The sequence below is a fragment of the Stenotrophomonas maltophilia genome (genome assembly GCF_004920835.1).
GTDB lineage: Bacteria > Pseudomonadota > Gammaproteobacteria > Xanthomonadales > Xanthomonadaceae > Stenotrophomonas > Stenotrophomonas maltophilia_AQ.
In genome coordinates this window covers 91,699-116,901 of sequence record NZ_QFHO01000013.1, presented here as the reverse complement: position 1 = coordinate 116,901, position 25,203 = coordinate 91,699, and the positions used below count along the sequence as shown (strand labels likewise).

The 25,203-nt window shown below is 66.7% G+C and carries 20 protein-coding genes; 7 read left to right on the top strand and 13 right to left on the bottom strand.

The window, feature by feature from the left end; translation table 11 throughout:
- Positions 1–177 precede the first annotated feature (177 nt).
- From DI041_RS11520 to DI041_RS11510, 3 genes are all read left to right on the top strand, one after another.
- Positions 178–798: a hypothetical protein gene (locus DI041_RS11520; protein WP_046982679.1), complete on the top strand. Its 621-nt coding sequence runs from the start codon at positions 178–180 to the stop codon at positions 796–798.
- Positions 799–950: 152 nt separating this feature from the next.
- Positions 951–1,835, top strand: coding sequence for a hypothetical protein (locus DI041_RS11515; RefSeq protein WP_136639794.1), 885 nt, complete (start codon positions 951–953; stop codon positions 1,833–1,835).
- A gap of 88 nt (positions 1,836–1,923) precedes the next feature.
- The gene (locus DI041_RS11510; RefSeq protein WP_136639793.1) at positions 1,924–2,463 is read left to right on the top strand and encodes a hypothetical protein; all 540 of its coding nucleotides are present in this window, start codon (positions 1,924–1,926) and stop codon (positions 2,461–2,463) included.
- An 8-nt stretch (positions 2,464–2,471) separates the two neighbouring features.
- Here DI041_RS11510 and ribD read toward each other — a convergent pair whose 3' ends face one another.
- From ribD to DI041_RS11475, 7 genes are all read right to left on the bottom strand, one after another.
- Positions 2,472–3,557 (bottom strand): bifunctional diaminohydroxyphosphoribosylaminopyrimidine deaminase/5-amino-6-(5-phosphoribosylamino)uracil reductase RibD, encoded by a 1,086-nt coding sequence (gene ribD, locus DI041_RS11505; RefSeq protein ID WP_136639792.1) that lies wholly within the window; start codon positions 3,555–3,557, stop codon positions 2,472–2,474.
- Positions 3,558–3,645: 88 nt separating this feature from the next.
- On the bottom strand, positions 3,646–4,167 hold the full coding sequence (gene nrdR / locus DI041_RS11500; RefSeq protein WP_004143350.1) for a transcriptional regulator NrdR: 522 nt from the start codon (positions 4,165–4,167) through the stop codon (positions 3,646–3,648).
- A gap of 93 nt (positions 4,168–4,260) precedes the next feature.
- On the bottom strand, positions 4,261–4,692 hold the full coding sequence (locus DI041_RS11495; protein WP_099841897.1) for a hypothetical protein: 432 nt from the start codon (positions 4,690–4,692) through the stop codon (positions 4,261–4,263).
- An 86-nt stretch (positions 4,693–4,778) separates the two neighbouring features.
- Positions 4,779–5,216, bottom strand: coding sequence for a hypothetical protein (locus DI041_RS11490; protein ID WP_136639791.1), 438 nt, complete (start codon positions 5,214–5,216; stop codon positions 4,779–4,781).
- Positions 5,217–5,246: 30 nt separating this feature from the next.
- The gene (locus DI041_RS11485) at positions 5,247–5,666 is read right to left on the bottom strand and encodes a hypothetical protein (protein WP_025876658.1); all 420 of its coding nucleotides are present in this window, start codon (positions 5,664–5,666) and stop codon (positions 5,247–5,249) included.
- A 67-nt stretch (positions 5,667–5,733) separates the two neighbouring features.
- Positions 5,734–6,987, bottom strand: coding sequence for a serine hydroxymethyltransferase (gene glyA / locus DI041_RS11480; protein WP_046982670.1), 1,254 nt, complete (start codon positions 6,985–6,987; stop codon positions 5,734–5,736).
- A 180-nt stretch (positions 6,988–7,167) separates the two neighbouring features.
- Positions 7,168–7,641 (bottom strand): RcnB family protein, encoded by a 474-nt coding sequence (locus DI041_RS11475; protein ID WP_136639790.1) that lies wholly within the window; start codon positions 7,639–7,641, stop codon positions 7,168–7,170.
- 254 nt (positions 7,642–7,895) lie between these two features.
- Here DI041_RS11475 and ettA point away from each other — a divergent pair, with 254 nt between their 5' ends.
- The 4 genes from ettA (at position 7,896) to DI041_RS11455 (ending at position 12,961) form a co-directional block, all read left to right on the top strand.
- Positions 7,896–9,560: an energy-dependent translational throttle protein EttA gene (ettA, locus tag DI041_RS11470; RefSeq protein ID WP_046982668.1), complete on the top strand. Its 1,665-nt coding sequence runs from the start codon at positions 7,896–7,898 to the stop codon at positions 9,558–9,560.
- 245 nt (positions 9,561–9,805) lie between these two features.
- On the top strand, positions 9,806–10,495 hold the full coding sequence (locus DI041_RS11465) for an outer membrane protein (RefSeq protein ID WP_136639789.1): 690 nt from the start codon (positions 9,806–9,808) through the stop codon (positions 10,493–10,495).
- A gap of 63 nt (positions 10,496–10,558) precedes the next feature.
- Positions 10,559–11,875 carry an NCS2 family permease gene (locus DI041_RS11460; RefSeq protein ID WP_136639788.1) on the top strand — a complete coding sequence of 439 codons (1,317 nt, stop codon included), beginning with the start codon at positions 10,559–10,561 and terminating at the stop codon, positions 11,873–11,875.
- An 81-nt stretch (positions 11,876–11,956) separates the two neighbouring features.
- Positions 11,957–12,961 carry a DUF4434 domain-containing protein gene (locus DI041_RS11455; protein WP_211195225.1) on the top strand — a complete coding sequence of 335 codons (1,005 nt, stop codon included), beginning with the start codon at positions 11,957–11,959 and terminating at the stop codon, positions 12,959–12,961.
- Here DI041_RS11455 and DI041_RS11450 read toward each other — a convergent pair.
- From DI041_RS11450 to DI041_RS11425, 6 genes are all read right to left on the bottom strand, one after another.
- Positions 12,955–15,792, bottom strand: a complete 2,838-nt coding sequence (locus DI041_RS11450) for an NfrA family protein (protein ID WP_136639787.1) — start codon at positions 15,790–15,792, stop codon at positions 12,955–12,957. The genes DI041_RS11455 and DI041_RS11450 overlap by 7 nt on opposite strands.
- Positions 15,789–17,936, bottom strand: a complete 2,148-nt coding sequence (locus DI041_RS11445; protein WP_136639786.1) for a glycosyl transferase family protein — start codon at positions 17,934–17,936, stop codon at positions 15,789–15,791. Before DI041_RS11445 ends, DI041_RS11450 begins: the two co-directional genes overlap by 4 nt.
- 6 nt (positions 17,937–17,942) lie before the next feature.
- Positions 17,943–20,144, bottom strand: a complete 2,202-nt coding sequence (locus DI041_RS11440; RefSeq protein WP_136639785.1) for a cellulose biosynthesis cyclic di-GMP-binding regulatory protein BcsB — start codon at positions 20,142–20,144, stop codon at positions 17,943–17,945.
- Positions 20,141–21,325, bottom strand: coding sequence for a non-hydrolyzing UDP-N-acetylglucosamine 2-epimerase (wecB, locus tag DI041_RS11435; protein ID WP_136639784.1), 1,185 nt, complete (start codon positions 21,323–21,325; stop codon positions 20,141–20,143). The genes DI041_RS11440 and wecB overlap by 4 nt, the downstream gene beginning before the upstream one ends.
- Positions 21,326–21,592: 267 nt before the next feature.
- Entirely contained in the window at positions 21,593–22,630 is a 1,038-nt protein-coding gene (locus DI041_RS11430) for a fimbrial protein (protein ID WP_046982662.1), read from the bottom strand.
- The gene (locus tag DI041_RS11425; protein ID WP_046982661.1) at positions 22,621–25,185 is read right to left on the bottom strand and encodes a fimbria/pilus outer membrane usher protein; all 2,565 of its coding nucleotides are present in this window, start codon (positions 25,183–25,185) and stop codon (positions 22,621–22,623) included. Before DI041_RS11425 ends, DI041_RS11430 begins: the two co-directional genes overlap by 10 nt.
- Between the last annotated feature and the right edge of the window lie 18 nt (positions 25,186–25,203).

Genomic DNA, 25,203 nt, shown 5'->3' with positions numbered 1-25,203 from the left:
GGGCCGTTTCCCGAGGGGAAACAGATCCGCCCCCCAACCCCGGCCCGCCCCAGCCTGTGACGGCCGTCGCTCGCAATCTGTAAAAATTTCATTAACATGCGCACCGGACGACATGAGGTCGCCACGGGCCGCCCGCTGGGCAGACCCGCCAATGGACTGAAATTCACAGGAATTCCCATGCGCAAGATCCTGATCGTGGCCGCTCTGCTGGCCGCCGCTCCGTTCTCGGCCTCCGCCGACGCCCTGAGCTACACCTACGTCGAAGGCGGCTGGACGCAGGTCAAGGTTGACGACAACGCACTGGACGACCCGAAGGTCGACGGTGGCTACCTGCGTGGCTCGGTCGCCGTGGCCGAGCAGGTCTACGTGTTCGGTGGCTGGTCGCGCACCAGCAAGACCTACCACTACAGCGATGGCTCGCTGAAGGTTGAACTGAATCAGCCGGAGCTGGGCATCGGCTACCACATGCCGTGGACCGACCGCGTCGACTTCACCGCCGACATCGCCTGGGTGCGTCAGAACGCTGAACTGACCGATCGTTACGACGGCTACAGCGACCGCTACAAGGACCACACCAACCTGGCCCGCGCCACCATGGGCATCCGCGGCAAGCCGTCGCGCATGACCGAAGCCTGGGCCAAGGCCGGCTACATGGACGGCGGCAACAACTACAAGGGCACCTGGGTCGGCACTCTCGGTGGCCAGATCAACTTCACCAAGACCTGGGGTCTGGTGGGTGAGATCTCCGGCTACCGCGACGTTACCCAGTACTCCGCCGGCGTCCGCGCCAGCTTCTGATCCAACGATCGCTCCTCGTCGTGCGATCGAACGGGCCCCGCAAGGGGCCCGTTTTTTTGTCCGCTGCGCACCGTCACCTGGCTGCTTCTCGCCATCGAAAGCGTGGGCAGATGCGCTAGTCTTGCGCGCCTCTGGAACAGGAAAACACCGTCATGAAGACCCCCACCCGTACCCTTCTGGCCAGCGTGCTGCTGTGCGCCCCGCTGGTCGCCACGGCCGCCCCGGCCACGCTGTCGCCCGAACAGGCGTTCGACCTGTATGCACGCACCCTGCTGGAGGACGACGCTGCCGCCACGCGTGCGCTCAACGACGCACTGAAGCCGGCGTTCGAGGGCCAGGATGCAGTGACACCGTCCCCGGGTGCGCTGGCCAAGGCGTTGGCCGAACCCTGGCAGACGGTGCTCGCAAGCACCGGCGCCAAGGCCGACGCCGCCGCCACCGAAGCGCTGTATGCCAAGGCCCTGCGCGATTCGAAGTGCCGCGCGACCAAGAGCGTGATCGAGGACAACGAATACGTGGACGACCAGAAGCTGGCGCGGATCACCTTCAGCTGCCAGGTGCCCGACCTGGGCAAGGTCCGCCCGCTGTTCGCCGCCAGCCTGGCCGCCGATGCCACCCCGGCCTCGCGCAAGCAGTTCACCGACGCCTACACACAGGCACTGCAGAGTGGCGCGCGCGTGCCGGTCAGCGGCACCTTCACCCTGTACCCGGCCAAGGACAACGGCTACTGGTACAGCGGCAACTTCGATGACCTGGTGGGCACCGTCGCCGGTGCGCTGGCCCCGTTCGAGGACTGGATGCAGGACGCGCAGGCGGCCAACGCGCCGAAGGTAACCGGCGTACCTGACTGCGACCTGTTGCTGCAGCAGCACCGCGCCTGCGTGGCGAAGATCGCGCCGGACCAGATCAGCGGCGTGGATGCGATGGCCGAGGAACTGAAGGCCAAGGCGCAGGTGAAGTCGGCCGATGAGATGACGCAGGAGTGCAAGGCGCTGCGTCCGATGGCCGAGATGATGTGGACCGATGCGTGCGCGTGAGTTCGCTGCGCTGAAGCGACTGGGGCTGGCTGCATTGCTGGCCCCGGTTGCGGCACAGGCGGCGCCGCCTGTGCCGACGTCCGGACACGTGTTCGAGCTGTACGCACAGGTGATCGTGCACGGCGATACCGCGGCCCAGGCCGAGCTGGGCCGCTATCTGGGTACAGCCAAGGGCCCGGCGATCGCGGCGGCGCTGGCGAGCGTAAGCCATCTCGAGCAAGCGCCTGAAATGGCCGATTGGCCGCAGGCCGCCGCGGCCCTGCGCAGGCGCCAGACATCGGTGCGTTGCAGTGTCGGCAGCGTGCATCATCCGCAGGCAGACGTCGCCGATGTTGACTACCGTTGCCACCTGCCGGACCTGACGGCCCTGCTGCCCGTCTATCGTGCGCATCCGGTGCCATTCAACGGACCACATCCACCGCAGATGTCGAGCGAACTGGCGACGGTGTATACGCAGATGATCGCATCGGCACCAGACCGCGAAAGGATCATCACCGTGTCATTCGAGCGCGATCATGGCAGCGGTGCTTGGCGCGTACAGAACCCGGCCCCGCTGATGGGCGAGCTGGCCGATGCGTTCCTGCCCTTCTTCGAGTGGAACGAGCACCCGCCCGGCGAGGATCGTTGAGCCCCTTTTCATGCCCGCAGCAGCAGGCGCAGGTCGTCGCCCACCTGGCGCTGGTCGACCACGCGCAGTCGGCGCTGCTGGTCCATCGCGCCGATGCCGAGGTCGGCCAGCAGTGGGCGGCCGCTGTCGCCCAGCAGTGTGGGTGCTTGGTAAAGCAGCAGTTCGTCCACCCAGCCACCACGCACCAGCGCGCCGGCCAGGGTTGCACCGGCTTCGGTATGCACCTCGTTGATACCGCGTTCGGCCAGCAGAGCCAGCACCGCGCCCAGATCAAGTCGGCCGTGGCGCATGGCTACGCTGGCGAAGGCCGCGTCGGCTGCGTCAGGCGGGCTGACCATCGCATCGTGCAGGTACAGCGTCGGACCTCCACCTTCGCGCACACGGCTGCATTCCAGCGAGCGCAGGCGTGAATCGAGGACCACGCGCAGTGGCGGCAACACTTCGGTGTCGGCCAGGCGCACGGTCAGCATCGGGTCGTCGGCGATCACGGTGTCGGCGCCGGTGAGGATCGCGCCCGCGCGCGCGCGCCAGTGCTGCACGTCCTCGCGAGCGGCGGGGCCGGTGATCCACTTCGAGCTGCCGTCGGCCATCGCGGTACGGCCATCGAGGCTGGCGGCCAGTTTCACCCGCAGCCACGGACGGCCGCGCTCCACGCGGGACAGGAAGCCCTTGTTGAGTTCGCGCGCCTGCGCCGCCATCAAGCCCTCGGCAACGTCGATGCCGGCGTTGCGCAGCAGGTCAAAGCCCCCGCCATCGACCTTCGGGAATGGATCGCGCATCGCCGCGACCACGCGCGACACACCAGCTTCGATCAGCGCCAACGCGCACGGCGGCGTGCGGCCGTAATGCGCGCACGGTTCCAGGGTGACGTAGGCAGTAGCTCCACGTGCTTCGCTGCCGGCTTCGCGCAATGCGAACACTTCGGCATGCGGGCCGCCAGCACGCTGGTGCCAGCCCTGCCCGACCACACGTTCGCCGTGGGCAATGACGCAGCCCACCATTGGGTTGGGGCGGGTGGTGTAGGCGGCACGCTCGGCCAGACGCAGTGCGTTGGCCATGTGCAGGTGGTCGAGGACGGAGAACAGGGTGGTCATGCGGCCATGGTAACGCCGCCGGTGTTGATCCACGCCATGCGTGGATGAAGCGTACGGCGCCAACCAAGGTTGGCATCTACCGGGGCGGTCAGCCCTTCTTCTTCTTGGTCAGGGCGATCACATCGCCCAGCAGCTGCAGCTGTTCGGTACTGGACGGCAGGTCGCGCTCGAGCTTCTCAATCTCCTCGCGGAAATCGGCCACGTCCTCGAAGCTGCGGTAGACCGAAGCGAAGCGCACATAGCCGACATGGTCGAGCTTGCGCAGTTCGTTCATCACGAACTCGCCGACCTTGATCGAGGGCACTTCGCGCTCACCGCTGATGCGCAGCTGATGGACCACGGCGCGTACCGCCGCTTCGATCTTGTCTTCGGCCACCGCACGCTTCTGCAGCGCGCGGTCGAAGCCTGCACGCACCTTGCGCTGGTCGAACGCCTCGCGGGTGCCATCACTCTTGACGATGGCGGGCAGCTTCAACTCCACCGTTTCCATGGTGCTGAAGCGCTCGCCGCAAGCTTCGCATTCACGCCGACGACGGATCGTCGCGCCGTCTTCGGAGACGCGCGAGTCGATGACCCGGGTATCGGCATGTTGGCAGAAGGGGCAGTGCATTGAACGCCTGGCTCAGGGAGTACCTATTGCCACGGTCATGGCAGCGTCGCAAAGGTACCTGAGAAGGGGCCAAGCAGCAAACTCCGTTTTTCTTCACTCGCGCCCGCTGGCTTTCGACAGCCATCGGAAGTGGCAGGCGAGGCTGATCCAAGGAGCCCCCCAACCGATTGCCAGTATCAGCAGTATCGGATCCACTCCAAAACTTGAAACTGTTATCACCGACGCGGACACAGCCTGAGCAGCTGACACTAGAAACAGCGTCCCCAGCACTGGCGCGGCGGGCTTCAATCCATCCGGTCCGCGCATCTGCCAGGTGTTTGCGAGCTGGAAAACAAGCGGGATCGCCGTCACAGAGAGCAGACCCCACATCGCAAGCAATGCAAGAAGTGCGCTGTTGTCACCGCCGTGCGCCCATACCCATAGGAACAGCAGCGAACCCAACAGGCCAGCCAACGCGCAGGGAATGGAGAAAAGAAGGCTGTGGAGAAGCAAGTAGAGGCCGTGTCGGCGGCGCGAGGATTGCATCGGGGGCTCCTTCCAGTAGGTCGGAAGACCCTAGTCCTGACACCTGCGGCACACCATGCAATTTCTCTGAAACTTCCAACCGCCAGTCACACAGCGTCGGTCGCACCCCGCCGCAGCCACACCAGATGCGCCGCTGGCACCAGCAGTGGCACGCCCAGTACCAGATAGCCCAGTACCTGCCAGGGGCTGCCGGCAAACAAGCTGAAAAGCACCACGCCGATCACCGCCAGCGCCGCCATCGCGCCCAGCGCCAAGCCGATCCAGGGAATACGGGCGGTGCGCCGCAGGCCATCGCGCCCGCGCCGCAGGTAGCGGATGCTGAGCCACAACCAGGCCAGCAAGCCGATCACACCCGCCAGCGCCCACAGCAACAGCACCGCACCTTCGTCACCGCGCATCAGGCCGTGGCGGGTCAGGAAGGTGTAGATGCCGAAGCCGGCGACGCCGCCACCGGCCACCAGTGCAGGCAACCCCAGCAGCAGGCATTGGGCGATATACAGGCGTTTGTGCAGGCGCTCATCCATGCGTTCGAATCTCCTTGCTGGCTGCTTGCTTCACGTGCGTGGTCGCAGCCACAACAGCATGGCGGCCGGGACCAGCATCGACGGCCCCAGCAGCAGCAGTCCGAAGCCTTCGGCGTGAACCTTGACGCTCCACCACGCCGCCAGCCCCAGCGGCGGGAAGGCGGCCAGACCTCCGGCCAGCAACATCCACCACCAGACCGGCCGCACCCGCAGGCCGGCACGTCCTTGCATCAGGTAACCCGCACTGAGCCACAGCCAGGCCAGGCAGCCGGCCATGCCGGCCAGGCCCCACAGCGGCATCAGCGTCACCGATGCCAGGGTGCCGTGACCAAACTGGCCCAGGCCCATCAACAGCAGCAGCATCGCTGCGGCCCCGCCGCCTACCAGGCTGGGCAGGCCGAAGAGCACAGCCAAGGCTGCATAGAGATACCTGAGGCGGCGCTCATCCATGCGCGGGTACTCCGGTGCCGGGGTCAGAACCCTTCCCGCAGGGAAGGGCTCCGACCCCAGTGCCCGATCAACCGTAGACCGGATACTTGCGGCACTGCGCGCTGACGGCGTCGCGCACGCGGGCGATGACGGCGTCATCGCTCGGCGCGTCGAGCACGTCGGCGATCCAGTTGGCCAGGTCCACGCAGTCCTGCTCGACGTAGCCGCGGGTGGTCACCGCCGGGGTGCCCAGGCGCAGGCCCGAAGTGACGAACGGCGAACGCGGGTCGTTCGGCACCGAGTTCTTATTGACAGTGATGTGGGCCTTGCCCAGCGCGGCTTCCGCATCCTTGCCGGACACGTCCTTGCCGATCATGTCGACCAGCATCAGGTGGTTCTGGGTGCCACCGGAGACGATCTTGTAGCCGCGCGCGATGAGCGTGTTGGCCATCGCCTGGGCGTTCTTCACCACCTGCTGCTGGTAGGCCTTGAAGCCCGGTTCCAGCGCTTCCTTGAAGGCCACGGCCTTGCCGGCGATGACGTGCATCAGCGGACCGCCCTGGATACCCGGGAACACGATCGACTGCAGCTTCTTGACCAGGTCTTCGTCGGCGCCCTTGGCGACGATGATGCCGCCACGCGGGCCGCGCAGGGTCTTGTGGGTGGTCGAGGTGACCACATGGGCGTGTTCCAGCGGGCTCGGGTAGACGCCTGCGGCGACCAGGCCTGCAACGTGGGCCATGTCGACGAACAGGTAGGCACCGACCTTGTCGGCGATGGCACGGAAGCGCGCCCAGTCGATCACCTGCGAGTAGGCCGAGAAGCCGGCCACGACCATCTTCGGCTTGTGCTCCAGGGCCAGGCGCTCGACTTCGTCGTAATCGATCAGGCCCTGGTCGTTCACGCCGTACTGCACGGCGTTGAACAGCTTGCCCGAGGCGTTCACCTTGGCACCGTGGGTGAGGTGGCCGCCGTGGGCCAGGCTCATGCCGAGGATGGTGTCACCCGGCTGCAGCAGGGCGAAGTACACGGCCTGGTTGGCCTGCGAACCACTGTGGGGCTGCACGTTGGCGTAGTCGGCATTGAACAGCTGCTTCAGGCGGTCGATCGCCAGCTGCTCGGCGATGTCCACGTATTCGCAACCACCGTAGTAGCGCTTGCCCGGGTAGCCTTCGGCGTACTTGTTGGTCAGCTGGCTGCCCTGGGCTTCCATCACCGCCGGGCTGGTGTAGTTCTCGCTGGCGATCAGCTCGACGTGGTCTTCCTGGCGCTGGGTCTCAGCGGCGATGGCCTTGGCCAGTTCGGGATCGTAGGATTCGATGCGGACGTCACGCGGGAACATCGGGTACTCCAGCAGGCAGGGAAAGGGGTACGACTCAGCCCTTGATTGTAGCCCCGCACCGGCCTGCTGGGGCCGAAAAGGACGGGGCCGGCATCCCCGAAGGAATCCGGCCCCGTATGGTTTCGTCAGTGGGGTCAGAGGCCTTTCCGGTGGAAAGGGATCCGACCCCTGCCGCGATCTTCAGCGGTTGCTGAGCACGTACTGGGCGATCACGCCGGTTGCGATGGCCACCAGCAACATGTTGCCGCGGTCATCGCGGATCCATTGGTGCCCGTACGGCGGGCGGCGCAGGTGATAGCGCGGATAGTCGTTCACCACGTAGATCGGGCCGCGGTAATAGTCGCGGTAGCGGTGGCCGACCTTCCAGCCATAGCCCGGGCCATAGGCTGGGCGATAGACCACGCGCGGCGGCGCTGGGCGGTAGTAACGGTCATGGTCGCGGTGCCATTCACGGCGGTCCTGGCGATAGTCGCGCCGGGCCTCGCGGCGATCACGTTCCCACTCACGGCGATCCTGGCGCCATTCGCGGCGATCCTCGCGCCACTCGCGGCGGTCATGGTCGCGGCGGTGATCGTTGTCGGCGAAGGCCGGGGCCACCGCGCCGAGCGCCAGCACAGAGGCCACGGCTCCGGCCATTACTCGATTGATGCGCATGTCAGACCTCTGCTTGGGTGGGTGGTGAGCCCATATTGCGCACCCGATCTGAACCGTTTCCAGCTGGAAACGCTTCCTGCCGCGGGACTGTGACGGAGTATTCAGGCCGCAGCCAGCCCGGCAGCCCTTCCCGGGCGCGGCGCGGAACCGGTTCCGGCTATAATTGGCGGTATTCCTTTTCAGTCTGTGCCCGCTGCCGCAACGGGAAGCTCCCCGTGACGGATCGGGCGCAGGGCCGCGCCTACGGAGACCTCATGTCCTCGCAATACATCTACACCATGAACCGCGTGTCCAAGGTGGTCCCGCCCAAGCGGCAGATCATCAAGGACATCTCGCTGTCGTTCTTCCCGGGCGCGAAGATCGGCCTGCTGGGCCTGAACGGCGCCGGCAAGTCCACCGTGCTGAAGATCATGGCCGGCGTGGACACCGATTTCGAGGGCGAAGCCCGCCCGCAGGCTGGCATCAAGGTCGGCTACCTGGCGCAGGAACCGGAGCTGGACCCGACCAAGACCGTGCGTGAAGCGGTCGAGGAAGGCGTGGGCGAAGTGCTGCAGGCGCAGGCTGCGCTGGAAGCGGTGTACGCGGCCTATGCCGAAGAAGGCGCCGACTTCGACGCCCTGGCCAAGGAACAGGAGCGCCTGGAGGCGATCCTCGCCGCGGGCGATGCGCACACCCTGGAAAACCAGCTGGACGTGGCCGCCGATGCGCTGCGCCTGCCGCCGTGGGATGCCATCGTCGGCAAGCTGTCCGGTGGTGAGAAGCGCCGTGTGGCGCTGTGCCGCCTGCTGCTGCAGAAGCCGGACATGCTGCTGCTGGACGAACCGACCAACCACCTCGACGCCGAGTCGGTGGAATGGCTGGAACAGTTCCTGGCGCGCTACACCGGCACCGTCGTGGCCGTTACCCATGATCGCTACTTCCTGGACAACGCCGCCGAGTGGATCCTGGAACTGGACCGCGGCCGCGGCATTCCGTGGAAGGGCAACTACACCGACTGGCTGACCCAGAAGGATGAGCGCCTGAAGCAGGAAGACAATCAGGAAAAGGCCCGCCAGAAGGCGATCCAGAAGGAGCTGGAGTGGTCGCGCCAGAATGCCAAGGGCGGCCGTACCAAGGGCAAGGCCCGTCTGGCCCGCCTGGAAGAGCTGCAGTCGGTCGATTACCAGAAGCGCAACGAGACCAATGAAATCTTCATCCCGCCGGGCGAGCGCCTGGGCCAGGCGGTGATGGAGTTCAAGAACGTCTCGAAGAAGTTCGGCGACCGCCTGCTGTTCGACAACCTGAGCTTCCTGGTGCCGGCCGGCGCTATCGTCGGCATCATCGGCCCCAACGGTGCCGGTAAGTCGACCCTGTTCAAGATGATCACCGGCCAGGAAAAGCCGGACACCGGCGAGATCGTGGTCGGCCCGACCGTGAAGCTGTCCTACGTGGACCAGAGCCGCGACGCGCTGGAAGGCAACCACAACGTCTTCCAGGAAATCGCTGGCGGCCTGGACATCCTCAACATCAACGGCATCGAGATCCAGTCGCGCGCCTACATCGGCCGCTTCAACTTCAAGGGCCAGGACCAGCAGAAGATGGTCGGTTCGCTGTCCGGTGGTGAGCGTGGCCGCCTGCACATGGCCAAGACCCTGCTGCAGGGTGGCAACGTGCTGCTGCTCGACGAACCGTCCAACGACCTGGACATCGAAACCCTGCGTGCGCTGGAAGATGCGCTGCTGGAATTCCCGGGCAACACCTTCGTCATTTCGCATGACCGCTGGTTCCTGGATCGCATCGCGACCCACATCCTGGCGTTCGAAGGCGACTCGCACGTGGAGTTCTTCCAGGGCAACTACCGCGAGTACGAAGAAGACAAGCGCCGCCGCATGGGCGACGACGCCGCGCCGAAGCGCCTGCGCTTCAAGGCACTGAAGTAAGCAAGAACGAAAGGCCGCGCTCGCGCGGCCTTTCGCCTTTCATGGGCCGCAATCGATTTTTATTGACGCTTTTGGCCTCTTCGCGACGCGCTTCAACGCCACCCGGCTGAAGGCTGCCCGTGTAAAGCAGTGTTGATTCCTTGTCGCACACGGCATCCTCCGTACTTTGCAACTCGTTGTATGTTCCCGGCCCAACGCTTCGGTTTTCCTACGCACCCGATTCATCCCCCTCGTAGGAAAACACCATGAAAGCACTGATCTCCACCACGGCAGCGCTGCTGCTGTCGGGCACTGCCGCGGCCGCGCCGGCGAACTGGGAAGGCATCTACCTGGGTGCCCATGCCAGCCATGGCGAAGGCCACAGCCAGGACCGCAGCAACGCCAATGCCTCTGAAAAAAGCATCCGTGGCTTCGCTGGCGGGCTGCAGGTCGGCCGCAACTGGCAGTTCGACAACAATGTGGTTGCCGGGATCGAAGGCACCCTTTCCTTCGGCAGCGTCAACCAGGAGTGGAAGGACCGCGACAACCACCAGTACAGCCCTTACTACGGCAAGGATTCGGTGACCCGTTCGGGCGCAGTCAACCTGACGCTGGGTTACGCGGCAGGCCAGTGGCTGCCGTACGTCAGCGCCGGCGTGAGCGTGGCCCGTCAGGAGTTTTCGCTGGGCTGCGACAAGTCGCTGGTGGAGGCCACCAACGGCTGCCGCGTGGCCGAATTTGAAACCCGCGCATCCCATGTATCCACCGGCGCGAACGTCGGCGCGGGCGTGCTGTACCGCTTCAGCGACCAGCTTTCGGCGGGTGCGGAGTACCGTTACACCCATCTGGGCTCCAGCCCGGTTTACCTGGAAGATCCCAACTACCCGGCTGCGGCGCGACGCAGCTTCCATACCAGCTACAGCAGCGTTACGCTGAAGTTGAACTACCACTTCTAACCGCCTGGCGACGCACCCGCCGGTCCTTCGGGCGGCAGGGCGCGCAGGTACGAGAGATCTGCGATGTCCCTGTTCGAGCGCCTGTTCCAGCTGCAGCAGCACGGCACCACCGTGCGCACCGAGCTGCTGGCCGGTGTCACCACCTTCCTGACGATGTCCTACATCGTCTTCGTGAACCCCGAGATCCTCGGCACCACCGGCATGGACGCCGGCGCCGTGTTCGTGGCCACCTGCCTGGCCGCTGCACTGGGTTCGGCGGTGATGGCACTGGCCGCCAATTTCCCGGTGGGCATGGCACCGGGCATGGGCCTGAACGCGTTCTTCGCCTTCACCGTGGTCGGTGCCGCCGGCCTGCCGTGGCAGCAGGCACTGGGGGCGGTGTTCATCTCCGGCCTCGTGTTCCTGGTGCTGTCGCTGACCGGTGTACGCGCGTGGTTGGTGTCGGGCATTCCTTCGTCGCTGCGCTCGGCGATCGTGGCCGGCATCGGCCTGTTCCTGGCGATCATCGCGCTGCAGAAATCCGGCGTGATCGTCGGCAATGAAGACACGCTGGTGGCGCTGGGCCCGTTGAACACGGCACCGCCGCTGCTGGCGCTGGCCGGCTTCCTGCTGATCGCGGTGCTGGAAGCGCGCCGCATCCGCGGTGCGATCCTGATCGGCATCCTGGCGGTGACCGGCGCTGGCTGGGCACTGGGCGACGTGCAGTACCAGGGCCTGGTCTCGCTGCCGCCGAGCCTGGCACCCACCTTCCTGCAGCTGGACCTGCCGGGCCTGCTGCACCATGACGGCGGCGCGCCGATCGCTGTGCTGCTGCAGGTGGTGCTGGTGTTCGTGCTGGTGGAAGTGTTCGATGCCACCGGCACGCTGTACGGCGTGGTCGGCCGCGCCGGCCTGCTGAAGCTGCCGGGCGCGCAGAAGCGTTTCGGCCGCGCTCTGCTGGCCGACAGCACCGCGATCGTGGCCGGTTCGATGCTCGGCACCAGCAGCACCACCGCCTTCGCTGAAAGCGCCTCGGGCGTGCAGGTCGGTGGCCGTACCGGCCTGACCGCGCTGGTGGTGTCGGCGCTGTTCCTGGCCGCGCTGCTGTTCTCGCCGCTGGCGGCGATGGTGCCCAGCTACGCCACCGCGCCAGCACTGCTGTTCGTGGCCGGCCTGATGCTGCGCGAACTGGTGGAAGTGGACTGGAGCGACCTGACCGAATCGGTGCCGGCCGCGCTGTGTGCGCTGGCGATGCCATTCACCTACTCGATTGCCAATGGCCTGGCGTTCGGCTTCATCGCCTATGCCGCACTGAAGGCCGGTACCGGGCGCTGGCGCGAAGTGCATCCGGCGGTGTGGCTGGTGGCGCTGCTGTTCACCCTGCGCTACGCGCTGGAGTAAGCGTTGGGCGGTGCCGGCCAGCGGCCGGCACTACCGGCGGTGGTTCACCTGCCGCGCACGGTGCTTTGGGATGATGCGGGCATGCCGCCGCCAGTCCTTCCTGCTGATCCGTCCTCGCCGTTGCGCCGCCGGCTGCTGCGTACGGCAGTGCTGGCACCGCTGGCCGCTGCGCTGACCACCCTGCCCGGCTGCTCGCTGCCGGTGCAGATCGATGGCACCTTCCTGCAGCCGTGGCGCAGCCACCTGCAGTGGGGCCTGGCCGACTGGCAGCGTTCCCTGAAGCTTGCACGTACGCTGGGCTGCCGGCAGCTGGTGCTGCAGTGGACCGGCATCGTCGGTGGCAGCGACGGCGACTGGTCATTGCCCGACGGCAGCCTGCAGCAGCTGTTCACCGCTGCCAGCGAGAACGACATCCGCATCCGCGTCGGCCTGCCCTTCCAGCAACGCTGGTGGCAGGCCATCGGCGCAGACGACGCAACGCTGCAGGCCTTCCTGGCCGAGAGCCTGGCGCACGCACGCAGCTGGTTGGCACAGGCGCCCTGGGCACAGCAGCCGGCCTTCGGGGGCTGGTACCTGCCCTACGAACTGGAGCAGTACCACTGGGCCGATCCAGCCCGCCAGCAATGGCTGGCGCAGTGGCTGCACGGGCTGGTGCAGGCCGCCAGCGCACGCGGCGGCGACTGCGCGATGTCCTGCTACTTCAGCCGCCTGCAGACCGACGGCAACCTGGTCACGTTGTGGCAGGCCGTGCTGGCCCAAGCGGCGGTGCGGCCCATGGTGCAGGACGGCGTGGGGGTGACCGGTGCCGGCAACGTGCAGCAGCTGCAACCGCTGCTCGATCATTTCCATGCACACAGCATCGGTTTCGATGCGATCGTTGAGTTGTTCCGCGAACTGCCCGGCGGCCCTGCCGACGGCAGCGCGTTCAAGGGCGAAACCGCCGACGCCGCGCGCATCCAGCGCCAGCTCGCGTGGGCACGCGACAGCGGCGCGCAACACGTGCTGGTCTATGCGCTGGAGCCGTGGCTGACCCAGGATACGCCGCAGGCCGCAGCGTTGCGGCGACGCTGGGGCCTGCCTCAGTAATAGAGGATGGCGGTGGCGAACAGGCCCTTGGCGCGTTGCGTATCACCGCCGCCGATGGCGATGCGGTACTGCTCGGTCAGATCCAGGTAGGAACGTGGAGCGTTGTAGTGGTCCTCGCGGAACCAGTAGCGCACGCCTACGCCCGGGCCCGCGCCAAGTGACCAGCTGCGCTGCGTATCGTTGAGCGCGAACGACTGCGCCGGGAACGGCGAGTAACGGATGTCGCGCACACGCGAGCGCTGATCCAGCCAGTCCGCTCCCACCACCACGTACGGCGTGACCACCCAGTGGGTCTGCCCTGCACCGAAGCGGAAGCTTCGCCCGGCGCGCAGTTCACCGGCAGCGAACCACTGTTCGCGATGCAGGCGGCCATTGGCCTCGCCAAGGCGCCGCACCGGCGTGCCGTTGGCATCAAGCGCGTCGAGGGTGAAGGTGGCACCGTTGTCGTCCCAGGTGTATCCCCCCTGCGCGTAGCCACTGACCATCCACCACTGATTCACATCGGTGCGTAGATCGGTGCCGTGGTAGTAGCCGTAGGTGAGGTAGGACATCCATCCACCGGAGCCACTGGCCAACCGGTATCGCGCCAGCGTACTGGCTTCCAGTGGTGGGTTCAGCGCCAGCTGCAGGCGGCATTGCACGGCCGCCGATGCGGGGTAGACCTCGCCCTGGCGGGTGGCACTGCCGAGGAACTGGCGGCGCTCGATGCCGGCACTCAGGCCAGTCTGGCCGAACGCATAGCGCATGCCGAAGGACGCGATGGTGGACGGCCAGCCGGTGGTCGAACGCGAATGACTGAGGCGCTCGGCGCGTGCGCGTGCATCCGGTGTCGATTCACCCGTGCAGGGATCCACCGCACGGATGGATTCGTAGGTGCCGCCTTCGTCATACAGCGTGTTGAGCAGCCGCGCGTAGAGCTCCAGCGTGCCGTGCCGGTCGTTGAAGGCCGGGGGCCGCCAGAACGCCTCCAGCGTACTGAACACCGAATCGCCCGGTGTGCTGATCGCCGCACCGCCGACATTGGTTGCGGCCTGGCGTGCGCCTCGGAAACCGGCCGAGGCAATCACGCCCCACTCGCGCGAATAGTTGGCGATGGCATTGCGCACGTTGTAGCGCTGAAGCTCATCCAGTGTCAGCTCGCCGGCATCGGCGCGATCAATGGCACTGCGCAGCAGCGTCACCGCCTGTGGATGGTCGCCGTTGGCGGCACTGGCGTAGGCCTGGTCGAGCACCACGGTCTTTGGCGCCTTGCCGGTGGCCTCTGCGGCGCGGAAGTCTGCCAGCGCCTGTGCCGGGTCACCCGCCTTCTGGTTGAGATAGCCACGCTGCATCAGCGAACCCGCGTCATCAGAATGCTGTGCCAGCGCCGCACCGAGGCGCTGCCGTGCTTCGTCCTGCTGGCCGCGGTTGCCCGCTGCCAGGGTAGTGGTCAGCAAGCCCTGCAGGTTCTCGTCCTCCGGCGCGAGTTGCACGGCCTGCCGCGCCTCAACGATGGCGTCAGCGTAGTCCCGGCGTGCGTAAGCCGCGTAGGCACGCTGCGCGGCACCGCCATCACCCTGCAGGTCGGCCGGCATCAGCTCGCACGCGTTGCCGGTGTCACTCACCTGGCAGTGCTGGAACGGAGCCGGGTAGCTCTGCGCACTCATTCGGGGAGGCTCGCCGCTGGTGCGGATCGCCTTGGCGCGTTGCTCGATGCCCTGCTGCAGCAGCTGCCGTGTCCGTGCATCGCCTTCACCTGCGGGACCTGCTGCCTGCAGCGGTGCCAGCAGTGCAGCCGCACGCTCCCGATCGCCTGCAGCCAGCGCCGCATCCACCGCCAGCAGGCGCACGTTGCGCTGCTGCTGGGCTGATTGCCCGGGCGTGGCGAGTGCGGTGTCGAAGTCCTCATTGGCGAGCACCGAATTGCCCTGGCGCTGGCGCAGATAGCCCCGCATCACCTGCGCATTGAGGTCCTTGGCGTCGGTCTGCAGTGCCAGGTCCGCGCTACGTTCAGCCTCGGACAGCTGCTCACCCTGCAGCTGCGCGGTGATCAACAGCAGCCGGTAGGAAGCCATATCCGGCGCCAGTTCCACTGCCGCGCGCGCCTGTGCAATGGCGGCGGCATCGTTACGTGCGGACAGTGATCGGTAGGCCTGCTGAGCCTGCAGCAGTGCGCGCTGGCGGTCCAGCGCCGCACGCCTTTCGCGCAGCTCCTCGACGTTGGGCGCGCCCAGCCGCAGCGCGGTGCTGATCGCGGCGTCGGCCTGCTCGGGTTGCTGCTGGGCCTCCAGTGCGGCTACCCACAACAGCGCCCACGCCCCCTGCCCCGGCTGCTGGCGGAACGCCTGTTCGGCCTTGCTGGCCGCCACGCCCATCTGCTTGGCGTCATAGGCCGCGTAGGCCTCGGTGGCCAGCGAGTAGGCCCGCTGCTTGGCGCGGTCTGCGGCGCTGCCGACCGGACGCGATGGGGATGCGGTGCGCACGCCCTTGCCGTCCGTGGACGCGCTACGTGCAGCGGTAGCCGCCGCCAGCGCAGGCAAGGCAGGATCCTTCAACCCCACGTCCAGCGCACGGCGCGCCTGCTGCTGCGCTTCTGCGCCACGACCGAGCTTCTGCAGCGCATAGATCTGCAGCAGGCGCAGCCGCACCACGTCCGGGCGCAGCCGGATCGCTTCACTGGACTGCCGGTAGGCGGTGGGGTAATCGCCACGTGCATAGGCGGCAAAGGCCTGCTCGGCGATGCGGTAGGCCGCACCGGACAATGGCAGCGGCGCATCGGCCTGTGCCAGCACCGGCGTGGTGGCCGTGGCCAATGCCACGGCAATGACGGTGGAGAGCAGCGTGGTCTTCATGCCGGCAAGGCCCCGGGAGGCGGCGACTGCAGCGTGGCCGCGCGCCGGCGTTGTTCCTGCATGGCCTGGGCCACGGCCTCTTCGCTGGTGATGCCCTGCTTCACCAGGTAGTCGCCGATGCGGCCGTCGCGCTGCGGCTTGTACGCGTCCAGTGCAATCTCAAAGCGCGCGTGGTCGATCAGGCGCATCTCCACCAGCAGGTCGCCCAGCAGCGGCACGTTGTTCAGGTGCCATTGCCGGTCGCCGCCGATCAGGCGCAGGCCAGCGTTGATTTCGCTTTCGCGGGCAATGCTCTGTTCGACGTGATCACTGCGGGTTTCCTGCTTCAGCAGTGCCAACGCTTCTTCGGGTAATGGGCTGGCTACTGCCAGCCGCAGTGTTCCCTCCTGGCGTGGAGGCAGCGGCAGCATGCGCCACTGCACGCAGGCATCGGCACTGACCGGGAACTGACAGGCCCGCAGGTAGTCCACATCGATCACCGCGCGCTGCAGGTCACCCTGGAAGGCGATCGCCTCGGCCAGCGTCTCATCATCCAACCAACCCTGGGTAAGCAGGATGCGGCCGAGCGGCTGCTGCCGACCGGCATGCTGCTGGTCCAGCGCCAGCTGCAGGCGTTCGGGTTCAACGGCCTGCCAGGTGCCCAGCAGTTCACCCAGCTGCTTGCGGGTCTGCACCAGCTGCGCCGCATCCGGGAAATCGTGCATGGTCTTGTCCCAGACCATGCGCTTGCCGAACAGCAGGTAGGCCAGGAACACCTTCCAGGCACGGGCGGTGGCCATGAAATTGATCATGTTGCCGACCACCATGCGCGGGATCGACATCAGCGCATGCTCCCAGCCATACAGCCGGTTGACGAAGTAGAAACGCTGCACGACGCGGGTCACCAATGCAGCCGTGGTCAGCAGCGCCACGTTCATCTGCCAGGTACCGGCCTGGAACACACTGGGAAACTGCATCGTCCATACCCCGGTCATCTTCAGCAGCCAGAACAGCAGCAGCTGCAGGAAGATGACGTAGGCGATGATGCTGACGAACGAAGTGATGATGCCCTTGCGGTCGCGCGCCAGCAGGTACTTGGTGGCCAGCGAGCCGCGCCAGCCCAGCGACTCCCAGCTCTGCAGGCCGATGCCCAGCACCCAGCGTGCCTTCTGCCGGTAGGAAGCGCGGAAGTTGTCGGGGAAGTATTCGCGCACGCACAGGGCCATCTGCTGGGTGCGTTCGCGCACCGGACCCCAGCCGAACCACGAGGGACGGCGCACGCGGAACTGCACCGGGAAGCGCGCGAAGATCGACTGCATGCCCATCGCCGCCAGTCGTGCACCGACGTCGTAGTCCTCGGTGAGGCTGTCGGTGTTGAAGGGCTGGTTGCCGGTCTGCGCACTCAATGCCAGCAGCGCGCGCCGCGAGAAGCAAGTACCGACGCCCGCGGAGGGCACCATGCCGGACACGCTCTCGCGCACCACCAGATCCTTGGCGTGCCATTCGGCGAATTCGTCCATGTAGACGCCCGCCACCAGCTCATACCATTCGCGATCCAGCGAGGTCACCGGCAGCTGGATCATGTCCTTGCGCGGCAGCAGGTAGTTGTAGAAGCGTAGTTCCATCGGGTGCAGCACGTCTTCGCTGTCGTGCAGGATCACGCCGGCGAACTCGATGTCGTGGCGCTTCTCGTAATCGAAGATGGCCAGGATCAGCCAGTTCAGGCAGTCGGCCTTGCTGGTCGGCCCGTCATGCGGCACTTCCACGCGGCGCAGGCGCTTGTAGCGGCGGCGCATGCGCTCGACTTCATCGATGGTCTGCTGGTCGTTGGGATAGGTGCCGACGAACACCACGTACTCGCGGTAGTCGAGTACGTTGATCATGTTCTCCACCATCTGCGCGATGACGTCGTACTCCATCCACGCCGGCACCATGATCGCCAGCGGCTGTTGCGGCCGCTGCAGCAGGTCTTCCTGGGTCAGCGGTTTATACGCTTCGCGACGCTTGATGGTGAGCGCGCGCCAGCTCTCGCGCACCCAGTACCAGACATCGATGAACAGGTCATCGAGGCTGGAGATCAGGATCAGCACGGCCACCGCCGCCGCCGTGGTTTCCAGGGCGGCGTAGTAGTTTGCCAGCTGGATGTTCCAGAACAGACCGTCCACGGTGGATCAGTGCCCTGTGTTGGCGGACTTGCGGCGGCGCACCTGGGTGACGCGGGCGGCCAGCAGCGCGAACACGATCACGCCGACCAGCAGCAGCAACCAGACCATGTGCCGTTCCCACTTCGATTGCGGATTGCCGTCCTGCGCGACACGCGTGCCATAGGGATCCTGGCGGTCGAATTCGCGCACGGCATCACTGCCGTCGAGCACGGCGAGATCACCGCGCAGCAGCCGGAACGGTGCGCCGAACGGCGGTGCCTGTGCGCCAAGGTCGCTGTACAGCACGCCGAGCTGGCCGCCGGAGGTGCCGACCTGCACCACCGCTGCGCGGTCCAGGCCGCTGACATCCAGCAGCGGCTGCGGCTTCCCGCCGATCAGCAGGTGCCCGTCCTTCAGGCCGGCCACATCGACACCGGCCGGTGCCACGCCGAAGGCCAGCCATGGCGCACCCGGGCTGACCACCGCACCGGCATCGAACACCTTCAGTTCCGATGCCTCCGGCGACGCACCCACTGCACTGGCCACAGCGATGACCTTGGCCAGCGATGACGGTGCATCCTGCAGCCACGTGGCGGGCACGAACACCTGGTTGCCGCGTGACAGCTGGCTGCTGGCACCGACGAAATCGCTGCCGAGCGAACGCTTGGCCAGGGTCAGGTGGCTGCTGGGCAGGATCGAGACTGGATAAGCGGTGGCCGGATCGTGGCAATAGGGGCGTGCCGGCTGGCGCAGGAAGCTGACGCGGATCTCGTTGCGCGCCGACAGCGCATAGGCCGGCACCTTGGCCACCAGCCGCTGCGGCTGGCCATTGGCCGACAGCACCTTGCCGCCCAGCAGGTAGTCATTGAAGTAGATCGTGGCTACCGCGCCCTGTCCGGCTGCGTTCGGCGCCGCCGAGACATCGATCACCACTTCCTCGGGCAGGCGGCCATCGGCCGACAGCGCGCCGAGGTCGAAGCTGGCACTGCGATCGGCGCGGGTGACCACGTCCATCGTGCCGGCGATGTTGCCGAGCCGGCTCAGCAGCACCTGGTCGCCGTCGAGCTTCGGCGTGCCGGCCGCGGTGACCTGCAGGCTGCGGCCCAGCGCATAGCTGCGCCAGTGTTCCGCAAACAATCCGGCGACCTTGCCCGCCGCCGCCGGGTCGACCACCAGCGTCGGACGGCCGGCAATGGCGACCACGCTGACCGAGGCGTTGGCCGCGGGCTTTTCCAGGCCGTCCATGCCGGTACGGCGCCACGCGGCGAACGCCGTGCCGGCATCAGCGCCAGCGCCGCCGACCTGTGCAGCGAGTGCGTCCAGCGCCGCGCGTACTCCAGCCCGCAACGCGTTGCTGCCGATCATCACATCGGCGGCCAACGGCCCGCTGTCACGCAGCGACAGCAGCGCCCCCACTTCAGCCAGATCCTTCAGCACATACGCACGTTCGCCCGACGCCAGCGCGGCATAGGCCGGCACGCCCTGCAGGCTGGCCGGGATGCTGATGCCAGTCAGGTCGACGCTGTCACCAACCTTAGGCAGTGCGACCACCTGCACCTGCTTGCCACCGGCCTGCAACGCGGTACCGATGCGCCAGGCGGCATCATAGACAGGCGCCTGCAGAGCCTTGCCATCCACCAGCAGGCGCACCCGTGGCGGCAGCGCGCCCCAGGCCTTGGACACGGTGTCCACGGCGCGGCCGTCGAAGCGATAGCTGAAACGCGAATCCGGCGACAGCCGCAGCACGTTGGCCGGTGCGCTCTGATCGGCGCACTGGTAATCGGAAACGATCGACCACCAGCCGACGCCGACCCGCACGAAACCGTTCTGGCGGGGTTCGCCATCGATGGCCAGCAGCTGGCTGGCATCACCCTGCGCATCGGTGATCGAACGCGCGGCGATCGGGTCTCCGTCGACCGACCACAACCCCGAGGTGCGCCCGGCATGCCCGCGCACGTAGCGCCCGTCCAGCTGCAGCTGCGCATCACGGGTGGCGACGCCGGCCGGCACCGGCAGGTAAATCTCGCGCTGGCTTTCCTGCCCGCTCAACACCAATGGCTGGCGGAAGCCGAGTTCGCGCAAGCTCATCTGCCGGTTCACCGTACTGTCGCCGCTCCATTCGGCGAACTGGCCGGCAACGCTGTCTGCGGCATGGGCACTGGCGACCACACCCGAAAGGATGAACGCGGCAGCGGAAGCAAACAAAGGAGAGCGGCCGGTCTGGGTCATGGCATCACTTCATGGGGATGAGGGTGGATGGCCCCGCCGCTGCGGAGACCGGGCGAGAATTCGGGAAGGGGCGTGCCACGCAGGGCGGCGACGATGCGCGCGCTGGCGCGACCATCGCCATAGGGACTGGCATCGGGATCGAAGTGGGTCGGCTGCGGTGGCTGTGCCAACGCTGCGTTGACCGCCTCGACAATGCGCGAAGGCATGGTGCCGACCAGCGTCACCACACCCGCCTCAACCGCCTCCGGACGCTCGGTGACATCGCGCATCACCAGAACGGGTTTGGCCAGCGCCGGCGCTTCTTCCTGCACGCCACCGGAATCGGTGAGGATCACGTCGGCGCGCTGCATCAGGCGCACGAAACGCAGGTAGTCCTGCGGCGGCACCAGGTGCACGTTGTCGAGATGGCCGAGGTGGGCGTTGACCGGACCCTGCACGTTCGGATTGAGGTGCACCGGGTACAGCACCTGCAGGTCCGGCCGCCGCGCCAGCTCGGCCAGTGCGCGGCAGATATCCTCGAAGCCCTGGCCGAAGCTCTCGCGGCGGTGGCCGGTGACCAGCAGCAGGCGCCGCCGCGGGTCGAGCATGTGGAAGGGCACGTCGGCCTGCGCGCGCAGGGCCGGGTCGGCATCCAACCGCTGTACGGTCTGCTGCAGGGCATCGATGACGGTGTTGCCGGTGACCAGGATCTGCCCGCCCAGATGCTCGCGGGCCAGATTGGCGCGCGAGCTGGCGGTGGGCGCATACAGCTGGTGGCCGACCACGTCGATCACCCGCCGGTTCATTTCCTCCGGCCATGGCCGGTTGATGTCACCGGTGCGCAAGCCGGCCTCGACGTGGCCGATCGGGATGCGGTGATGGAACGCGGCCAGCGCGGCGGTCATCGCCGTGGTGGTATCGCCATGTACCAGCACGCGGTCCGGGCGAACCTGGGTGTAGAGCGCGTCAAGCCGCTCGAACAGCCTGGCGCACAGTCCGTTGAGGGTCTGGTTGGGCACCATGACATCGAGGTCATGGTCGGCGGTGATCTCGAACAACGACATCACCTGGTCGAGCATCGCCCGGTGCTGGCCCGTGATGCAGACCACCGACTCGATATCGGCAGATTCTGCCAAGGCCCGCACCAGCGGCCCCATCTTGATCGCTTCCGGCCGTGTGCCGAACACGGACAGGACCTTCACCGCAGCGCTCCCGAAGGCTGGCGCGGGGGGATGCAGGCAGCTGTAGCCACGTCTGGATCCTTTCGGCGTTCCCGTCCAACACCCGCGGGCAGGAGACGGTCACCTCATGAGGAAACTCCAAATTCGCGACATACATCACATTCATGTGGTTGTACGTGCGTCGTGGCACCGATCTTCATCGTTGGAAGATCAAGACGCAGTCAACGCCACCTGCGGAACAGGTGACGTTGCGGTGGAACGCAGCGGTGGCGGCGGCCTGCGGGCGCCTTACTCGTACTGGATGGTGAAGGTCGCCTGGCCGTTCGCGACACCCGCACCGACGGTACCGGCCTGGGTCTGCACATAGCGGGCACGCAGCGGCAAGGTCATGGTGCTGGTACCGGTGGTGGTGGTACCGACGTTGACGGTCTGGCCGAAGCGCACTTCGCGCTCGGTGCTGCCATCGCGCTGGACCATCTGGATGCCGATGCGGGTGGCGCTGTTGGTGGCCGCGCTCAGCTTCAGCACGCCGGGCATGTTCGAGCTGTCCTGGTCGGCGTCCAGGCGGATGCCGATCTTGCTCTGGTAGGCAGCGACATTGCTGCCCTGGCAGTTCAGGCGGATCTCGAAATCACGATCGACCGCACGCGAACCAACGCCGGTGAAGGTGGTGTTGGGCACGCTGCCGAAATCAACGGCGATGTTGCGGCTGCCGGCCTGCACTTCGCAGGTCGGGCTGACCACGGTGGTGCCCGAGCCCCTGAAGGTGGAGGTCAGCACCGGGCGGCTGGGGCCATCACCATCGAAGTAGTAGGTGGTGAAGCGACCGTTCGGTGCGATCACGCCCGAACCGGTCTGTGCGGCGGTCTTGATCAGCTGGATGCGGAACTGGCCGCCGATCAGCGAGATGGTGGAGTTGGCCGCGAAATTGATGGTATGTGGGTAATAGGCCTGGATCGCGCCGGAGTCGCGGAACAGGCGGATGCCCACGCCGGCCACGCCGGTCTCATAGACGTTGGCAAAGCCGGCCACCGGTCGCTTCTGCGGCGCGTTGACGTACTCGCCTGTCGAGTAGCCGCTATACCAGTAGTCGCAGCGGGCAACGTTGTTCTGCTGGTTGATCGGCACACTGATCTCTTTGATCACGCCACCCACCGGTGTACTGGGCAGGATCACGATCTGACCCATGTCCATCTGCACGTCCTGCGCAACGAAACCGTTGACCTGGATGCGGCAGGCCGCACTGGCCTGCTGCGCCAGCAGCACGCCCCCCAGCAGGGCCAACGCGGCCAATGCCTTGCGGCCACGGGAAGAAATCATCGGCATGCTGCCTCCAGCGGGATGAAGCCGGTCTTGGACGCATCGGCGCCCGCCGGTACCTGGTAATCAATGGTGCAGCGCTGGTCGGCACCTGCGCCCCACTCGACCTGCAACTGGCCCTGGTTCTTCTCGCTGCGCACGTACAGGCGGCCACCCTGGCTGACCATGCCCACTGGCTGGCCCTGCTCGTCCTTGACCTGTGCACCGAACGGCATGGTGCGGCCATCGGTGTTGCGCACCTGGATCAGCAGCGCGTTGCCCTTGCGGGTATCGAAGCGCAGGTAGCTGATGGCACCGGCGAACGGCGCGATCGACTGGCTGGTGCTTTCCAGCTCGACGTCGTGGGCCATGCCCTGCGGATCGAGGGTAACGGTGTTGAGGCGGTACGGCGACACGTACGGGACCACAGCGTAACCGCGGCCATCGACGCGCAGGCCCGGGGCATTGCTGACGATCGCATCGCGCGCGCCCGGTGCTTCGACCAGCACCATGGTGTCGCCACGCTGCGGGGTGAAGGTGAAGCCGCCCGGATGCAAGACCACGCTGCCGTTGGCGCCGACCGAGGCCTGGCGGAAATCGCGCGAGTGGCTGTAGGTGGCGTTCAACGCGCTGTAGCGGCTGCGGTATTCGGCGCTGCCGACCGCGGTGGTACCACCTTCGCGGGAGTCGGAAAGGGCCACGCCGTAGCTGAAGTTGTTGTCGATGCCGGTCGAACCGGTAATGCCGACACGGCTGTTGTCGTAGCCACCGCGCTCGCGCACGCCGACATCGGCGCTGAACGACACCGGGTGGCTGCCACGGCCCAGCGGCACGCTCATCGACAGCAGGTACTGGGTATCGGAACGGCCGAGCACGCCTTCTTCGGTGCGCAGTGCCGAGAAGCCGTAGTTCACCGAGCGCCAGGCGTTGTTGTAGCCCACCTGGTACTGCTTGGAAGTGCCCGGACGATCGTAGAAGTCACGCACCGAACCGGTCACGTACAGCGCACCGCCGCGACGGCCCAGCGGCTGGTTCAGCGTTACCTGGAACTGGCTGCGCTGACGACCGCGGGTGGTCGGGTCGATGCCGCGCTTGTCCGAATCACGGCCATACAGCGCGTCCTGCAGGCTGTAGAAGCCTTCAGTCGAATAACGGTAGGCGGCCAGGGTCAGGTTGGTCCCGGTTTCGCCGATCATGTTGCTGTAGCTCAAGCGCACGCTGGCACCGGTGTGGTTGCCGTAGTGGTCGAACGTCGTACGTGCATGGGTGACGTCGGCGGCGAACGCGCCGACCGGCGTGGACAGGCCGACGCCGTACAGCAGCGACAGGTAACCATCGCTCAGCGCCGTGCCGCCGTACAGGGTCAGCTGGTTGCCGATACCGCGCTGATAGGTGCCCTGCACAAGCCACGGCTCATCGGCCAGCAGCTTGTTGCGCACCTGGCCGGCGGTCAGCGCGTAACGCGACACGCCTTCGCGCAGCATCTGCGGCACCGAACCGAACGGCACCTTGAATTCGCGGCGGCGGCCATCGGCCTCGATCACGCTCACATCCAGGTCGCCGCCATAGCCGGTCGGGTACAGATCGTCGATGACGAAGCTGCCCGGCGACACCGTCGAGGAGTAGATCAACTGCTCATTCTGGCGCACTTCGATGCGCGCGTTGGTTTCAGCAATACCACGCACGACCGGCGCGTAGCCGCGCAGCGAGTCGGGCAGCATGCGGTCGTCGCTGGCCAGGCTGGCACCGCGGTACCCGATCGAATCGAACAGTTCACCGGTGGTGTAGGCCTCACCGATGGTGAGCATGCCGCGCACCTGCGGGATGCCGCGCTGTGCGTAGGTGGCGATGCTCTGCCAATGGCGGCCGTCACCCTCGGACCAGGTCAGGTTCGAGTCGTGGCGGAACTGCCAGCCGCCCAGGTTCAGGCCGGCATTGAGGCCGAGGTAGGCACTGCGGTTGCGCTGGCCACCTTCGACGCGGCTGTCGCTGTTGATCGCATTGAAGCTGTAGCCGACGAAGCCGGCATTGATGCCGCGGTCCCACAGCGCCGGGTTGACGTAGCCGCGCGCCTCGCGGCGCAGGAACACCTGCGGAATGCTGAGGTCGTAGCGCAGGTTGCCGCTGTCATAGATGCCGTAGGCGTTGCTCATGCGCTGCTGCACCGGCACGCAGCTGGTCTTGTCGGCCGGCACGGACGGGTCCTGCTGCAGCAGCACGGCCTCGCTGTCCACGCCCATTTCTTCCAGCATCGGCAGCGGCAGGCAGGCGTCGACGCGACCCTGCGCATCGGCCTTGAACTGCAGGTCGCGACGGCCCTGCCAGGCACCGTTGACGTAGACGTCGACGCGGTAGGTGCCGGCCACCATCGGGTTGCCGTTGCTGAAGGCCGCCAGGTCGACCTGCTTGGCCTGGCCGGACAGGAAGCTGGAGTTGAACTGGGCCGATTCCGGTGCACGCGCATTGGCCGCACCACTCTGCGCCATCAGCGCCTGTTCGCCGAGATTGGCCGGGGCAGCCAGCGCCCATCCTGGGCAGGCCACGCCAGCAACCAACAGGCAAAGCGCCTGATGGATCGACAATGTCAATCTGTTTCCGAT

Coding starts and splice junctions, on each gene's coding strand:
- DI041_RS11450 (WP_136639787.1), bottom strand. CDS start 15,792: ATGAAGACCACGCTGCTCTCCACCGTCATTGCCGTGGCATTGGCCACG.
- ribD (WP_136639792.1), bottom strand. CDS start 3,557: ATGACCACCCTGTTCTCCGTCCTCGACCACCTGCACATGGCCAACGCA.
- DI041_RS11475 (WP_136639790.1), bottom strand. CDS start 7,641: ATGCGCATCAATCGAGTAATGGCCGGAGCCGTGGCCTCTGTGCTGGCG.
- glyA (WP_046982670.1), bottom strand. CDS start 6,987: ATGTTCCCGCGTGACGTCCGCATCGAATCCTACGATCCCGAACTGGCC.
- DI041_RS11515 (WP_136639794.1), top strand. CDS start 951: ATGAAGACCCCCACCCGTACCCTTCTGGCCAGCGTGCTGCTGTGCGCC.
- DI041_RS11465 (WP_136639789.1), top strand. CDS start 9,806: ATGAAAGCACTGATCTCCACCACGGCAGCGCTGCTGCTGTCGGGCACT.
- nrdR (WP_004143350.1), bottom strand. CDS start 4,167: ATGCACTGCCCCTTCTGCCAACATGCCGATACCCGGGTCATCGACTCG.
- DI041_RS11440 (WP_136639785.1), bottom strand. CDS start 20,144: ATGACCCAGACCGGCCGCTCTCCTTTGTTTGCTTCCGCTGCCGCGTTC.
- DI041_RS11485 (WP_025876658.1), bottom strand. CDS start 5,666: ATGGATGAGCGCCGCCTCAGGTATCTCTATGCAGCCTTGGCTGTGCTC.
- DI041_RS11455 (WP_211195225.1), top strand. CDS start 11,957: ATGCCGCCGCCAGTCCTTCCTGCTGATCCGTCCTCGCCGTTGCGCCGC.
- DI041_RS11520 (WP_046982679.1), top strand. CDS start 178: ATGCGCAAGATCCTGATCGTGGCCGCTCTGCTGGCCGCCGCTCCGTTC.
- DI041_RS11430 (WP_046982662.1), bottom strand. CDS start 22,630: ATGCCGATGATTTCTTCCCGTGGCCGCAAGGCATTGGCCGCGTTGGCC.
- DI041_RS11490 (WP_136639791.1), bottom strand. CDS start 5,216: ATGGATGAGCGCCTGCACAAACGCCTGTATATCGCCCAATGCCTGCTG.
- DI041_RS11460 (WP_136639788.1), top strand. CDS start 10,559: ATGTCCCTGTTCGAGCGCCTGTTCCAGCTGCAGCAGCACGGCACCACC.
- ettA (WP_046982668.1), top strand. CDS start 7,896: ATGTCCTCGCAATACATCTACACCATGAACCGCGTGTCCAAGGTGGTC.
- DI041_RS11495 (WP_099841897.1), bottom strand. CDS start 4,692: ATGCAATCCTCGCGCCGCCGACACGGCCTCTACTTGCTTCTCCACAGC.